A 14,232-nucleotide genomic window follows, 5' to 3' on the forward strand; every position below is an offset into this window, starting at 1 on the left:
AAGCTCTCCTATCAGGCAGGCGCACCGCTCATTCATCTGCGTTCATTCGACGGCGGACGTTTCGATCTTACCCAGTTGCGACACATGGTTATGACCACGGCGCATATCCTGGCGCTGAGCGACTTCTTGTACCTCACGGCGAGTGACAAGATCCGCCAAGCTGATACCGCTTAGAAATTCGTGAATCTGCTGGCTCAGGTCGCACCACAAGTGGTGGGTCAGGCAGGTATCGCCAGCGTGGCAATCGCCCAGCCCCTGACAACGTGTGGCGTCGACTGATTCGTTGACCGCATCGACAACCTGCGCAACCTGGATGACTTTCATGTCGCGGGACAGCTGATAACCGCCGCCCGGACCACGAACACTGGAAACCAGATTGCCGCGACGCAGCTTGGCAAACAGCTGCTCGAGGTAGGACAGGGAAATACCCTGACGCTCGGAGATGTCAGCCAGAGACACAGGCCCGTTCTGCGCGTGCAACGCCAGATCAAGCATGGCGGTCACAGCGTATCGGCCTTTAGTAGTCAGTCGCATGGCATATACCGCAGAGGTTCGGAATGAGGGCGAGTATGCTATTCCCGAGTAAATGAGTCAAGTATTAGACCAAGTAAAACAGTCGGGATTAGCGAAAAGTGCGGGCTGCATCATAGCAAAGGTGCGGCGTAATGGCACGCCCCAAGCCTTCTAGCCCGCCGTGTTCTCGCGCTCGTCCTTGACGCAGTCGAAGACCTCGCCACCCAGCTCTGGCAGCTCTTTGGCGCAGTAATCGCTGCCCAGCTTGCCGAGCGCATCACACATGCCTTCCAGACGGCCATCGACGGCTTGCAGATGATCAAGCAACTGACCGATGGCGCGCGCGATCGGGTCCGGCATGTCGCCGCTGACGCCATAGGCATCGAAGCCAAGCTTTTCTGCCATGGCCTTGCGCCTGGCTTCGGTTTCATCATCGGACTTGATGATGATGCGACCCGGAATACCCACAGCGGTAGCACCGGCAGGCACCGCCTTGGTCACGACGGCGTTGGAGCCGATCTTCGCGCCGGCGCCCACCGTGAATGGCCCAAGCACTTTCGCACCTGCACCCACGACCACACCGTCTTCAAGGGTCGGGTGGCGCTTTCCGGCATTCCAGCTGGTGCCTCCCAGGGTCACGCCCTGATAAAGCGTCACGTCATTGCCGATCTCGGCGGTTTCACCAATGACGATGCCCATGCCGTGATCGATGAAAAAACGACGACCGATACGCGCGCCCGGATGGATTTCGATACCGGACATCCAGCGGCCGAAGTTGGACACCACTCGCGCAGGCCATTTCCAGCCATTGCGCCATAGGACATTGGCGAAACGGTGCAGCCAGATGGCGTGCATGCCCGGGTAGCAGGTCAGCACCTCAAAGGCATTGCGCGCCGCAGGATCGCGATGAAATACGCTTTGAATGTCTTCTCGCAGACGCTCGAACATCACTGATCCTTCCGCTTATAGGGCTCGCCGCGCGCGACTTTCTGGGTTTCAGTGAGCACGCCGCGCAAAATACTCAGCTCGGAACGCTCTACTTCACTGCGCCCGAACAACCTGCGCAAGCGCGCCATCAGATGCCGAGGCTTTTCGGGATCAAGAAAACCGATGTCCACCAGTGTCGACTCCAGATGGCCGTAGAAACCCTCCATCTCGTCCATCGTCGCCAGCTCGGCACTGTGCGCCGAAACAGCCTTGGGCGCCTCGCTTTGCTCCGACGCTGCCAGCCAGGCCATGCGCACTTCATAGCTGAGCACCTGAACGGCCGCGGCAAGATTGAGCGAACTGAAGGCCGGGTCCGACGGGATATGCACATGAAAATGGCAGCGTTGCAGCTCTTCGTTGGTCAGGCCCGCATGCTCGCGACCAAAGACCAACGCCACCTCAGCGCCCTCCCCGGCCTGCTCGATGACTTTTTCGCCCGAAGCACGCGGATCAAGCAAGGGCCAGGGCAGGCTGCGATCACGCGCGCTGGTGCCCAACACCAGACGGCAACCCACCAGCGCCTCTTCAAGCGTGGCAACGACCTGCGCGCCCTCAAGAATATCGGTAGCCCCGGATGCGCGGGCATCGGCATCGGGCGAGGGAAAGATCCGGGGTTCGACCAGCACCAGACGCGAAAGCCCCATGTTTTTCATGGCGCGAGCGGCACCGCCGATATTTCCGGGATGGGTAGTGCCGACCAGGACAACACGGATGTTCTGCAACAAGGCGAACGCTCACTGAGGCGAATTAGGGGGGCAAATCTTACAGAAACGGTCCGGCTAACGCTACGAACCCGTGCAGACGGGTCAACCTGAAACCGTTCACCCGGTCGCAAAAAAACTCACCTGAAGTCGACAGTCGTAACAACGCAAGGCTGGAAATAATTCGAATCAGCCCATAGAATGCCCGGCTCTCTTTAACAACCTTAGGTGAATTGTCCATGCAGCCCATGCTGAATATCGCGCTGCGCGCCGCCCGCAGCGCCAGCGAATTGATTTTCCGCTCCATCGAGCGCTTGGATACCATCAAGGTTGACGAAAAAGAAGCCAAGGATTACGTCACAGAGATCGACCGCGCTGCCGAACAGAGCATCATCACTGCGCTGCGCAAAGCCTACCCGACTCACGGCATCCTCGGCGAAGAAAGCGGCCTGCACGAAGGCAGCGGCGAAGGCACCGACTACCTGTGGATCATCGACCCGCTGGACGGCACCACCAACTTCGTTCGCGGCATCCCGCACTTCGCGGTCAGCATTGCCTGCAAATACCGTGGCCGCCTTGAGCACGCAGTGGTTCTGGACCCGGTTCGCCAGGAAGAATTCACCGCCAGCCGTGGCCGCGGTGCTGCCCTCAACGGTCGTCGTCTGCGCGTCAGCCAGCGCAAGAGCCTGGAAGGCGCCCTGCTCGGCACCGGCTTCCCGTTCCGCGACAACCAGATGGACAACATCGAAAACTACCTGGGCATGTTCCGCAGCCTGGTCGGCCAGACTGCCGGCATCCGTCGCGCAGGCGCCGCGAGCCTTGACCTGGCTTACGTTGCTGCCGGTCGTTTCGATGCGTTCTGGGAGTCGGGTCTGTCGGAGTGGGACATGGCCGCGGGCGCACTGCTGATTCAGGAAGCAGGCGGCCTGGTCAGCGATTTCACAGGCGGTCACGACTTCCTGGAAAAAGGCCATATCGTTGCCGGCAACACCAAGTGCTTCAAAGCTGTACTGACGGCCATCGCGCCGCACCTGCCCGCCTCGCTCAAGCGCTAAGCGGCAGATGTAAAAAAACCGGCGAAAGCCGGTTTTTTTATGTCTTGCAGAAGCTCAGCGGCTGGCGTTATTGCGCCTGACCCAAAATCAGCTGACCATTCTTGTCGACCGGAATCTGACTGCCTGGATCGCGCTCCATACGGACCTGACCCACTTTCTCGTTCAACTTGTACTTGACGTTGTAGCCCACTACTTTATCGCTGACATCGTTGACCGTCGTGCAGCGGTTCTGCGTGGTGGTGTAGGTATCACGCTCCTGCATGCCTTCCTGCACCTTGTTACCGGCATAGCCACCACCGACCGCACCTGCGACCGTTGCGATCTTCTTGCCGTTACCGCCACCTATCTGGTTGCCCAGCAAACCGCCGGCAACTGCACCGATCACGCTACCGACAATCTGGTGCTGATCCTTGACCGGCGCCTGACGGGTAACGGTTACGTCCTTGCAAACTTCACGGGGGGTTTTGATCTGCTGGTTGATTGGCTCGACAGCCAATACATCCGCATACTCAGGACCACCCTTGACCAAGCTATAGGTGGCAACGGCGCCGCCAGCGGTCACGACAGCAGCACCTAATACAGCACCAACAAGCATAGACTTGTTCACTTGAACCTCCTGACCAATCGAAACGCAGCATGACTGCGCAATGCCTAGCCTTGGAGCATAAAAAAAGGCGCGAGTTCAGCACTCGCGCCTTTTTTATGATGGGCGGATCTACGGGAGATCGTCGGCCTTCTCGACAACCACCGGCGGAATCAGATCCTCAGTGGTCAGGTTCAGCCAGATCAGCACCACGTTGGCGATGTAGATCGACGAGTAAGTACCCGCCAGCACACCGATGAACAACGCGATGGAGAAGCCTTCCAGGCTGTCGCCACCAAATACCCACAATGCAACGATCGCCAACAGGGTCGAAACAGAGGTCGCGATTGTGCGCAGCAGTGTCTGCGTGGTGGAGATATTGATGTTCTCGATCAGCGAAGCCTTGCGCAGCAAGCGGAAGTTTTCACGGACCCGGTCGAACACGACGATGGTGTCGTTCAGCGAGTAGCCGATGATCGCCAGTACTGCCGCCAGCACCGTCAGGTCGAAGGTGATCTGGAAAAACGACAGGATACCCATCGTCACCACCACGTCGTGGATCAGCGAGATAATGGCACCGACGGCAAACTTCCACTGGAAGCGGAACGCCAGATAGATCAGAACGCCGCCCAGCGCCATCAGCATGCCGAGGCCGCCCTGATCGCGAAGCTCTTCACCAACCTGAGGGCCGACGAACTCGACGCGCTTGACCACTGCCGGGTTATCGGCACCCGACTTGCGCAGGGCTTCAGCCACCTGAGTACCCAATTGCGGGTCTTCACCCGGCATGCGCACCAGCAGGTCGGTGGTCGCGCCGAAACTCTGTACGACAGCTTCGTGATAGCCCGCCGAAACCAGTTCCTGACGCACCTTGCCCAGATCGGCCGGACGCTCGTAGGTCAGCTCGATGAGCGTACCGCCGGTGAAGTCCAGACCAAAGTTGAGCCCTTTATGGAACCAGCTGAACAACGCCAGTGCGGTCAGGAGCATCGTGATGGCGAACGCAACATTGCGAACGCCCATGAAGTTGATGGTACGTAACATGGCAGCCCCTTAAATCCACAACTTCTTGAAGTCACGACCGCCGTAGATCAGGTTGACCATAGCGCGGGTCACCATGATGGCCGTGAACATCGAGGTAAAGATCCCGAGCGACATGGTCACCGCAAACCCTTTGACCGGGCCGGTGCCCATCGCAAAGAGAATGCCGCCGACCAGCAGCGTCGTCAGGTTGGCGTCGAGGATCGCCGTGTAGGCGCGGTCGAAACCTTCGTTGATAGCGCGTTGCACCGTCATGCCATTGGCAATCTCTTCACGAATCCGCGAGAAGATCAGCACGTTGGCATCGACCGCCATACCCATGGTCAGGACGATACCGGCGATACCCGGCAGGGTCAGTGTTGCACCCAGCAAGGACATCAGTGCCAGCAGCATGACCATGTTCAGGGCCAGCGCGACGGTAGCGATCAGACCGAAGAAGCGGTAGATCGCCATGATGAACAGCGACACGAACAGCATGCCCCACAAGGAAGCGTCGATACCCTTGGTGATGTTGTCGGCACCCAGGCTCGGACCGATGGTGCGCTCTTCAGCGAAGTACATCGGTGCGGCCAGACCACCGGCACGCAACAGCAGCGCCAGTTCGGAAGACTCGCCCTGGCCGTTCAGACCGGTAATCCGGAACTGACTGCCGAGCGGCGACTGGATGGTCGCCAGGCTGATGATCTTCTTCTCTTCCTTGAAGGTCTGTACCGGCACGTCTTTTTCGACGCCGTTGACCATCTGCCTGGTGTACGTGGTGGTCGGGCGCTGCTCGATGAAGATCACCGCCATGCTGCGGCCCACATTGCTGCGGGTTGCGCGGCTCATCAGCTCGCCACCGTGGCCATCAAGGTTGATGTTCACCTGTGGACGGCCATGCTCGTCGAAACTGGCCTTGGCGTCAGTCACCTGATCACCGGTGATGATCAGACCACGCTCCACCGCCGCTGCCGGACGCCCGCCTTCGCGGAATTCGAACATTTCGGTGGTGCCTTTCGAATCATCGGGGCCTGCGCCCAGACGGAACTCGAGGTTGGCGGTCTTGCCCAGAATACGCTTGGCTTCAGCCGTGTCCTGCACGCCCGGCAGCTCGACCACGATGCGGTTGGCACCCTGGCGCTGAACCAGCGGCTCGGCCACGCCCAGCTCGTTGACCCGGTTACGCACCGTGGTCAGGTTCTGTTTGATCGAGTATTCGCGAATCTCGGCCAGCTTGGCCGGTGTCAGCGCCATGCGCAGCACGGGAATCCCGTTCAGCTCGGCAGGCGTGATTTCGAAGTCGGTGAACGTCTTGCGAATCAGCGCACGGGCCTGCTCGCGTTCGGTGTCATCACTGAAGCCCAGTTGAAGCGAATTACCCAGTTGCGGCAGGCTGCGATAACGCACCTTTTCCTTGCGCAGCAGGGATTTGACTTCGCCTTCGTAGACTTTCAGACGAGCATCGATTGCCTTGTCCATGTCGACTTCCAGCAGGAAGTGAACACCACCGGACAGGTCGAGGCCGAGTTTCATCGGGCTTGCGCCCAGGTGACGCAGCCAGGTCGGCGTGGTACGCGCCAGGTTCAGTGCGACGACATAGTCATCACCCAACGCCTTGCGCACGACATCCTTGGCCGGCAACTGATCTTCCTGCTTGCTCAGACGCAACAAACCGCCCTTGCCATTCTCGGCCAGAGAAGAAGCCTTGACCGAGATGCCAGCATCGGCAAGCGCCTTGGCTGCACGATCCACGTCTGCCTGATTGACTTGCAGCGCAGTGCTTGCGCCGCTGATCTGGATGGCAGAATCATCAGGGTAGAGATTGGGTGCGGAATAAATAAAACCGATCACCAGCACCGCCAGGATCAGTACGTATTTCCACAGAGGGTATTTGTTCAGCATCACGCCGCCCGCTTAAAACGCGGGGCGCCTTGCGCGCCCCGTCGATGGGTAAAAGTTACTACTCAGATCGCTTTCAGGGTGCCTTTTGGCAGAGTGGCCGCGATGGCGCCTTTCTGGATTTTCAGCTCGACCGTGTCGGACACTTCGATCACGACGAAGTCATCGGTCACTTTGTTGATCTTGCCGGCGATGCCGCCGCTGGTCACGACTTCGTCGCCTTTCTGCAGGTTGCCCAGCAGGTTTTTCTGCTCTTTGGCGCGCTTGGCCTGTGGACGCCAGATCATCAGGTAGAAGATGACCAGAAAGCCGACCAGGAAGATCCACTCGAAACCACTGCCCGCAGGACCGGCAGCCGGTGCAGCAGCATCCGCAAAAGCGGGAGAGATGAAAAAGCTCATTTGTCGCTCCAGTTACATAATTAGTATAAAAGCAGGAAAAACCCGTTCTGTTTCAACCCAGAGGCGGCGTTGGAAGGCCGCGTTTGGCATAGAAGGCATCGACGAAGGCGGCCAATGTACCCTGTTGAATAGCCTCGCGCAAACCAGCCATCAGCAGTTGGTAGTGCCGCAAATTATGGATCGTATTGAGCATGCTACCCAGCATTTCCCCGCACTTGTCCAAGTGATGCAGATAAGCGCGAGAGAAGTTCTTGCAGGTGTAGCAATCGCAGGTCGGATCCAGTGGCGAATTGTCATGACGATGGAAGGCGTTGCGGATTTTCAGAACGCCGGTATCGATGAACAAGTGGCCGTTGCGAGCGTTGCGGGTCGGCATCACACAGTCGAACATGTCCACGCCACGGCGCACACCTTCGACCAGATCTTCCGGCTTGCCTACGCCCATCAGGTAACGGGGTTTGTCTGCAGGCATCTGGCCCGGCAGATAATCCAGCACCTTGATCATTTCGTGCTTGGGCTCACCGACTGACAGACCGCCAATCGCCAGACCGTCAAAGCCGATCTCGTCCAGCCCTTCCAGCGAGCGCATGCGCAGGTTCTCGTGCATGCCCCCCTGAACAATGCCGAACAAGGCAGCCGTGTTCTCGCCATGCGCGACCTTGGAACGCTTGGCCCAGCGCAGCGACAGCTCCATGGAAATGCGCGCGACGTCCTCATCAGCCGGATACGGCGTGCATTCATCGAAGATCATCACGATGTCCGAGCCCAGGTCACGCTGGACCTGCATCGACTCTTCCGGCCCCATGAACACCTTGGCGCCATCGACCGGGGACGCGAACGTCACGCCCTCCTCTTTGATTTTGCGCATGGCGCCCAGGCTGAACACCTGAAAACCGCCGGAGTCGGTCAGAATCGGCCCTTGCCATTGCATGAAATCGTGCAGGTCGCCGTGGCCCTTGATGACCTCAGTGCCCGGACGCAGCCACAGATGGAACGTGTTGCCCAGAATCATCTGCGCACCGGTGGCCTCGATATCACGCGGCAGCATGCCCTTGACCGTGCCATAGGTGCCCACCGGCATGAACGCCGGGGTCTCGACCACGCCACGCGGAAAGGTCAGGCGACCACGACGGGCCTTGCCGTCGGTGGCCAACAACTCGAAAGACATACGACAGGTGCGACTCATGCGTGATCCTCTGGTGCCGATTCCTGTGGGGCCGTCGGCGCGGGATTGCGGGTGATGAACATGGCATCACCGTAACTGAAGAAGCGGTAACCGTGCTCGACGGCCGCCGCATAGGCAGCCATGGTCTCGGGATAACCGGCGAACGCCGAAACCAGCATCAACAGCGTGGACTCGGGCAAATGGAAATTGGTCACCAGGGCATCGACCACGTGAAACGGCCGCCCCGGATAGATGAAGATGTCGGTGTCGCCGCTGAATGGCTTCAATTCGCCATTACGCGCAGCGCTTTCCAGTGAGCGCACGCTGGTGGTCCCGACTGCGATCACCCGCCCGCCTCGCGCGCGGCATGCCGCCACGGCATCGACCACGTCCTGGCCCACTTCCAGCCACTCGCTGTGCATGTGGTGATCTTCGATCTGCTCGACGCGCACCGGCTGGAACGTTCCCGCACCGACGTGCAAGGTGACGAAAGCAGTCTCGACGCCCTTGGCGGCAATCGCTTCCAGCAACGGCTGATCGAAATGCAGGCCGGCAGTCGGCGCCGCTACCGCACCGGCGCGCTGGGCGTAAACGGTCTGATAACGCTCGCGGTCCGCGCCTTCGTCCGGTCGGTCTATATAAGGAGGCAACGGCATGTGCCCAACACGGTCCAGCAGCGGCAGCACTTCTTCAGCGAAACGCAGCTCGAACAGCGCATCATGCCGCGCCACCATCTCGGCCTCGCCGCCGCCGTCGATCAAAATCGACGCGCCAGGCTTGGGCGACTTGCTGGCACGCACATGCGCCAGCACACGATGGCTGTCCAGCACGCGTTCGACCAGAATTTCCAGCTTGCCGCCGGACGACTTCTGCCCGAACAGGCGTGCGGGAATGACACGGGTATTGTTGAACACCATCAAATCGCCCGGGCGCAAATGCTCAAGCAAATCAGTGAATTGACGATGTGCCAGCGCGCCAGTCGGCCCATCAAGGGTCAACAGACGACTGCTGCGACGCTCGGCCAGCGGGTGACGAGCTATCAGGGAATCGGGGAGTTCGAAGGTAAAGTCAGCGACGCGCATGATCGGGTTCGTTTAGCAGGGCCGGGAAGTTTATCCGGTTTGGCGGCATTAGTAAAAAACCTGCGTAAATCCCTGTTGACCAACGGAAAACTCATCCTTATACTTCGCCGCCATTGAGCCCTGATGGCGGAATTGGTAGACGCGGCGGATTCAAAATCCGTTTTCGAAAGAAGTGGGAGTTCGATTCTCCCTCGGGGCACCACCAAATTAAAGAAAGACCTTGATTTTCAAGGTCTTTTTTTTCGTCTGGCGTAATCTTGGCGTAATGCGCTGTGTTCCGCGCAGTTCCAAAGCATGATGCACGGCGCGACCAAGCGTTCGTTCACACCTCTGATTAATCTGCAGCTTCCTGGCCAGCAAACGTGATGCTCCGCTCCTCGATCAGAAGCCGCCCTTCCCGATCTCATCGCCTAGTGTTTCGACAGCACGCTGCATATAAACCATGCTGGCAATCGGTGAGCTCCGTAAGCTAGGCTAAGCTCTCAATTTTTTGAAGCAGGGAGCTGATATGTCTTTTGACGCATTTATGCAGGTGGACGGTGTAGAGGGCGAATCCCTTGATGACGGCCACAAAGGCTGGGTAGAGCTGCTGTCCTATCATTACGAAGCAATTCAGTCGATCAGTAATACTGCCTCATCTAGCGGGGGCGCGACTGCAGGGGGCGTGACTCTGGGCGACTTTAGAGTAAGTAAATATATAGACAGAGCAACACCAAAACTATTTGAGCTTTGCTGCCGAGGTTCGCATATCAAGAAAGTAACTATACGCGTACACCGTGCAGGCACCGAGAAGTTCAAATATCTAGATATCGTCCTTGAAGAAGTCTTGATATCAACTGTTAGCGGTAATGGCGCGGAACATGCTGGCTTACCATTGGAAATGATCACGCTCAACTATGGCCGTATAAAATTCGAATATTCTCAGCAGCGACGTGCTGACGGAGGAAATGCTGGTATCGTCTCAGGGGGGTGGGATAGGACAGCAAATAAGCCTTTTGCTTAATCAATAACACTATCAGCTCAGCGATATTCTTTAAAAACTAAAGCCCGCCCAACGAAAGGGCGGGCTCCAAATTTACTTGAACAGTAGCAAAGTGACACCGAATAGAATGACAGTAATTATTGCTTCTTTTCGAGAAAGCGAAAAGCAAATAGCCATCTGCACAACGATAGCTATAGTTACGATCAAGCCCCGAAAAACCGCTCTGTCATTAGACTCATCTTGAATCGGCAAGGATAAATTATCAGGTGATGGCGTGAGACCGGGTGGGGACGCGAGCATACTAGGATCCATCCAATCATATTCAGAGCCCTGAAAGAGCACATACATTAGCAGACAGAAAAAATAAATACCGTACAAAAAAATTCGCAGCAATACGCTTTTAATTTTCATATTCATCACATCGTAAGCTGTTTGAGGTGGGACCAAGAATTGACGATGAAGTTACCATAACTCAGATCTTTTTTAATCTCATCTAAAGACCGACTTGTACCCCAATTATACCGAGCACCGATAATTCGTATCTCTTCCATTCCGATGGAAGAAAAATGATCATAATCAGCAAGCATACGTATGTGCTTTGCCGCAATATCAATATTATAAATATCAGTTTCAATACAGTTAGCCAAGCTCCGAAGCTGACTGATATCCATCTCATCGGGATTCATCCCTAAAGTAACAGCTGCTGTGCGAAGCTGGATGCTGACCCAACCAAAACTGGTTTTGAGTGGAGGACTAGTAATTAGGTGTGGCCGATTACCCAAGCGGTCAAAAGCCCTTATCTCAAAGCCAAGCCTGTCCACAAAATTGGGATCACCACCTACCTCAATCCAACAAACTCCAGCCAACAGCTCAATAGGGAGTGAGTACTTAGCTGCTGCCGCCTTGATATATGATTTATTATGAACTACCCAAGCATCTTTGAATCGTCGTGAATAAGCGGTGCCACCGCCCAATCGCTCGGGCCATGCTTTCCAAATGACTAAATCAAGCAGGGTCCAAGTGGGACTATTGTTTGACTCTGGCGTGCAAAATTCGTCCATATGTTCATCCATGACCTGCTTACAAAACCATACTCTAACATTAACCTTTGCCGGAAGTGCAGTCACTACAGGCCCAGCTACGGACAAAATTCAGAACAACCTGCCCAACGCCACAGGTTCCCAATTCATGATAACCAGCTCACCACTGACATCAGCCTTCCCCTGTCTCTGGTTTGCCGTGCTGTAGCGAATGTCGACCATTTCAAAATGGAAACCTTCAAACACGCACCGTATGTCAGGGTGGTCATTGATGCTGACCATCACCTTTCCCTTGCAGCGTCGCATGAAGTCGGCCATTCGCTCATAGTTTTCAAACGGAAAATCCACACCATACCCGGCCGTCTGCCAGTAAGGCGGGTCCATGTAGTGGAAGGTGTGAGGCCGGTCATAGCGCTCGGCACATTCGAGCCACGGCAGGTTCTCCACATACGTACCTGACAAACGTTGCCAAGCTGCAGACAGGTTTTCCTCGATCCGCAGCAGGTTGATGGCCGGGCCGGTCGTGGCAGTGCCAAACGTCTGCCCGCTCACCTTGCTCGCGAAGGCATGGTGCTGCAGGTAGAAGAACCGGGCAGCGCGCTGGATGTCAGTGAGGGTTTCAGGCCGGGTCATCTTTTGCCACTCAAACACTTGGCGCGAGCTGAGTGCCCATTTGAACTGGCGGACGAATTCTTCAAGGTGATTTTGGACGACGCGATACAGCGTGACCAGGTCTCCGTTGATGTCATTCAAGACCTCAACGGGAGCTGCCTGGGGACGCATGAAGTAGAGTGCCGCACCGCCAGCGAACACTTCGACGTAGCATTCGTGGGGCGGGAAAAGCGGGATGAGGCGGTCGGCCAGGCGGCGTTTTCCGCCCATCCAAGGGATGATGGGTGTGGACATAGAAAGCAAGACCTTTACTGTATATATAGACAGGTGCTAGGCTCGCTCCGCTTTGTGCACGAAGCGAGAGCCTTGGCTGGACTTGCAGGGGTAATCTGCGGGATCAGTGACCAGCCGGGATGTTGACGCATCTCGACTGGTCGCTCTTTTCACTTTGAATAACTTGCACGACCTACGCCATGAGCGGCGTTGATGAGGTCAGCCTTTGATAACCTGCAACGCACGGTCATAAAGAGCCTGACGATCAGCCAAGCCATTCGTGCCGCCGTTGATGCGCTTGGTGATGGTGATGTAGTCGCCCTTGTCCGCCAGCGTGTTGAGGTTGGAGCGGTGCCAGAACCACGCAGCCGACATTGCGGCGTGTTGAGGCAACTCCAGCAGCTCCGGATGATTGATGAGATCCAGCCCAAGCGCTTCGCCACACTCCGCGTAGTTCGCTTTGCCGGTGACCTGAATCAGCCCCCTGCCCCTATACAATTGGCCGTCATCATCATCCTCGGGCGTGTTGCCCAAGCGTTCAGCCAGCCGTCCAGTGTCGTACTTGTCGAGGTAGTCATCGCTGCCCAGTTCGCGAACGTAGCGCAACTGTCCAGACTCATGGCCGATCTGGGCGATGAATGCGGCAATGCGCAATCTGGTGACGATGGCGTACTTGCTCATTGCAACGTTTAAGACAGGAACAAAAACGCCAGCTCGGGAGCTGGCGTTGGGAAGAATCTGCAGCAACTGCTGCGTGGTAATCGACATGCGTGGTTCTCCTGATAAGTGGGTGCTGATCTGGCCGGTTAAAGCTGTACGACCTTGACCGGTTTCTTCTCTTTCTTTTTCTTGCCCTTCGCTTTGGCCTTGCCGGATTTACCGCCGTTGCACTCCACCGTGGTGGTCCAGCCGGACTGGGTGAATACCTGTTCAACCGAGTCGACCAGGTACTCACCATCCAGGCCGACCTTGAAGCCCTGGGCGTCGACCATCCGCTCGGCGAACAGATCGGTGCGCCCGGCCATTTCCAGCCGAACGCCAGCGGTGCTGCGATTGAATGCGGCAAGGCGCGCCTTGGCTGCCTGCTCTGCTGCAGATTTGTTCGGGTAGATATGACGGTCGGTGTGAACGGGCGGGAGGCCGTCAGGTGACTGATCGTTGGTCAGCTCAACCACCTTCAGCTTCCCAGTCTTCTTATCCAGATGCTTGGCTTGGACGGCTTTCTGTGTCGTCTTGTCGCTGAGTCGAAACTGCCACCGTGCCACGTCATGACGACGGATCGTTATGACACCCAACGCTTTACCGCTAGCGCTCAATCCGTCTTGTCGAGGCAGCACCAGCAGCTTGCCGTCGGCGACTTTCGCGGTGCAGTCATACTTCTTGGCCACCCGGGTGATGAAGTTGTAATCCGACTCGTCCAGTTGATCGACGCGAGGCACTTTTGTCATGACGGTACACGCGGGCTTCCAGCCATTACGTGCTGCAACGTCGCTGACGATCTGCTGCAGGGTGACGTTCTCCCAACTGCCGGAGCGTGTGGTCCGACCGCTGCCGCGCATATTGCTGGCCTTGCCGCGTATGACCAAGGTATCGGGAGGACCGGATGCTTCGATGTCATCAACGGTGTAAAGACCCAGTCGGGTCAGTCGATGCCCTTCGTAACCGAGGTAAATCTCGATGTCCGCACCGCGCGCAGGCAGTGAAACGGCCCTATCCCTGTCGTCGATGCGCAGCTCAAACTCATCTGACTCCATATCAGGCTTGTCGCTTGTGCGCAGTAGCAACAAACGGTCATTGATCAACGCCGTAATGTCGTTGCGGTCCGCAACAATTCGGAATACAGGCTTCATGAGACCTTCTTAATAGCCATAGCAAGGCACGGCAGAGTCACTAGAATCCGCCGCCGAGTGTTGATAAAA

16 protein-coding genes and 1 tRNA gene are annotated in these 14,232 nt (G+C 57.0%); 3 read left to right on the forward strand and 14 right to left on the reverse strand.

The genetic code is table 11. The annotated features are described in order from the left end of the window. Window positions 1-42: 42 nt before the first annotated feature. From iscR to trmJ, 3 genes are all read right to left on the reverse strand, one after another. Window positions 43-534: a Fe-S cluster assembly transcriptional regulator IscR gene (iscR, locus tag BW686_RS13040; protein WP_005891617.1), complete on the reverse strand. Its 492-nt coding sequence runs from the start codon at window positions 532-534 to the stop codon at window positions 43-45. Between the two features lie 150 nt (window positions 535-684). Continuing rightward, complete coding sequence (gene cysE, locus BW686_RS13050) at window positions 685-1,461, reverse strand: serine O-acetyltransferase (protein WP_084917293.1); 777 nt, start codon at window positions 1,459-1,461, stop codon at window positions 685-687. Beyond that, entirely contained in the window at window positions 1,461-2,225 is a 765-nt protein-coding gene (gene trmJ, locus BW686_RS13055) for a tRNA (cytosine(32)/uridine(32)-2'-O)-methyltransferase TrmJ (RefSeq protein ID WP_084917296.1), read from the reverse strand. The genes cysE and trmJ overlap by 1 nt, the downstream gene beginning before the upstream one ends. A 215-nt stretch (window positions 2,226-2,440) precedes the next feature. On the opposite strand from trmJ, the gene suhB reads away from it, so the two are divergent. Then, window positions 2,441-3,256, forward strand: coding sequence for a type III secretion system regulator SuhB (gene suhB / locus BW686_RS13060; protein ID WP_003314166.1), 816 nt, complete (start codon window positions 2,441-2,443; stop codon window positions 3,254-3,256). Window positions 3,257-3,323: 67 nt separating this feature from the next. On the opposite strand, the gene BW686_RS13065 is transcribed toward suhB, so the two are convergent. The 6 genes from BW686_RS13065 to queA all read right to left on the reverse strand — a co-directional run bounded on the left by BW686_RS13065 (window position 3,324) and on the right by queA (window position 9,406). Beyond that, the gene (locus tag BW686_RS13065) at window positions 3,324-3,863 is read right to left on the reverse strand and encodes a glycine zipper 2TM domain-containing protein (RefSeq protein WP_002552471.1); all 540 of its coding nucleotides are present in this window, start codon (window positions 3,861-3,863) and stop codon (window positions 3,324-3,326) included. A gap of 108 nt (window positions 3,864-3,971) precedes the next feature. Then, entirely contained in the window at window positions 3,972-4,883 is a 912-nt protein-coding gene (secF, locus tag BW686_RS13070) for a protein translocase subunit SecF (RefSeq protein WP_084917299.1), read from the reverse strand. A 9-nt stretch (window positions 4,884-4,892) separates the two neighbouring features. Then, window positions 4,893-6,761 carry a protein translocase subunit SecD gene (secD, locus tag BW686_RS13075; RefSeq protein ID WP_084917302.1) on the reverse strand — a complete coding sequence of 623 codons (1,869 nt, stop codon included), beginning with the start codon at window positions 6,759-6,761 and terminating at the stop codon, window positions 4,893-4,895. Between the two features lie 62 nt (window positions 6,762-6,823). Continuing rightward, on the reverse strand, window positions 6,824-7,159 hold the full coding sequence (yajC, locus tag BW686_RS13080) for a preprotein translocase subunit YajC (RefSeq protein WP_002552468.1): 336 nt from the start codon (window positions 7,157-7,159) through the stop codon (window positions 6,824-6,826). Between the two features lie 52 nt (window positions 7,160-7,211). Continuing rightward, window positions 7,212-8,327, reverse strand: coding sequence for a tRNA guanosine(34) transglycosylase Tgt (gene tgt / locus BW686_RS13085; RefSeq protein WP_086934813.1), 1,116 nt, complete (start codon window positions 8,325-8,327; stop codon window positions 7,212-7,214). A gap of 14 nt (window positions 8,328-8,341) precedes the next feature. Beyond that, window positions 8,342-9,406, reverse strand: coding sequence for a tRNA preQ1(34) S-adenosylmethionine ribosyltransferase-isomerase QueA (gene queA / locus BW686_RS13090; RefSeq protein ID WP_084917305.1), 1,065 nt, complete (start codon window positions 9,404-9,406; stop codon window positions 8,342-8,344). A 117-nt stretch (window positions 9,407-9,523) separates the two neighbouring features. Here queA and BW686_RS13095 point away from each other — a divergent pair. Further along, window positions 9,524-9,608 (forward strand) — tRNA-Leu (locus BW686_RS13095). Between the two features lie 306 nt (window positions 9,609-9,914). Next, entirely contained in the window at window positions 9,915-10,409 is a 495-nt protein-coding gene (locus BW686_RS13100) for an Hcp family type VI secretion system effector (RefSeq protein WP_005767898.1), read from the forward strand. Window positions 10,410-10,481: 72 nt separating this feature from the next. Here BW686_RS13100 and BW686_RS27310 read toward each other — a convergent pair whose 3' ends face one another. The 5 genes from BW686_RS27310 to BW686_RS13125 all read right to left on the reverse strand — a co-directional run bounded on the left by BW686_RS27310 (window position 10,482) and on the right by BW686_RS13125 (window position 14,163). Next, on the reverse strand, window positions 10,482-10,805 hold the full coding sequence (locus BW686_RS27310) for a hypothetical protein (RefSeq protein WP_052810457.1): 324 nt from the start codon (window positions 10,803-10,805) through the stop codon (window positions 10,482-10,484). After that, window positions 10,805-11,449 (reverse strand): hypothetical protein, encoded by a 645-nt coding sequence (locus tag BW686_RS13110; protein WP_084917308.1) that lies wholly within the window; start codon window positions 11,447-11,449, stop codon window positions 10,805-10,807. The genes BW686_RS27310 and BW686_RS13110 overlap by 1 nt, the downstream gene beginning before the upstream one ends. A gap of 90 nt (window positions 11,450-11,539) precedes the next feature. After that, window positions 11,540-12,334, reverse strand: coding sequence for a DNA adenine methylase (locus BW686_RS13115; RefSeq protein ID WP_084917311.1), 795 nt, complete (start codon window positions 12,332-12,334; stop codon window positions 11,540-11,542). 198 nt (window positions 12,335-12,532) lie between these two features. Beyond that, window positions 12,533-13,081 carry a glycoside hydrolase family 19 protein gene (locus tag BW686_RS13120; protein WP_084917314.1) on the reverse strand — a complete coding sequence of 183 codons (549 nt, stop codon included), beginning with the start codon at window positions 13,079-13,081 and terminating at the stop codon, window positions 12,533-12,535. Between the two features lie 38 nt (window positions 13,082-13,119). Then, window positions 13,120-14,163: a phage late control D family protein gene (locus BW686_RS13125; RefSeq protein ID WP_084917316.1), complete on the reverse strand. Its 1,044-nt coding sequence runs from the start codon at window positions 14,161-14,163 to the stop codon at window positions 13,120-13,122. Window positions 14,164-14,232 lie beyond the last annotated feature (69 nt).

It is taken from the genome of Pseudomonas syringae, assembly GCF_002157375.1.
Lineage (GTDB): Bacteria > Pseudomonadota > Gammaproteobacteria > Pseudomonadales > Pseudomonadaceae > Aquipseudomonas > Aquipseudomonas syringae_T.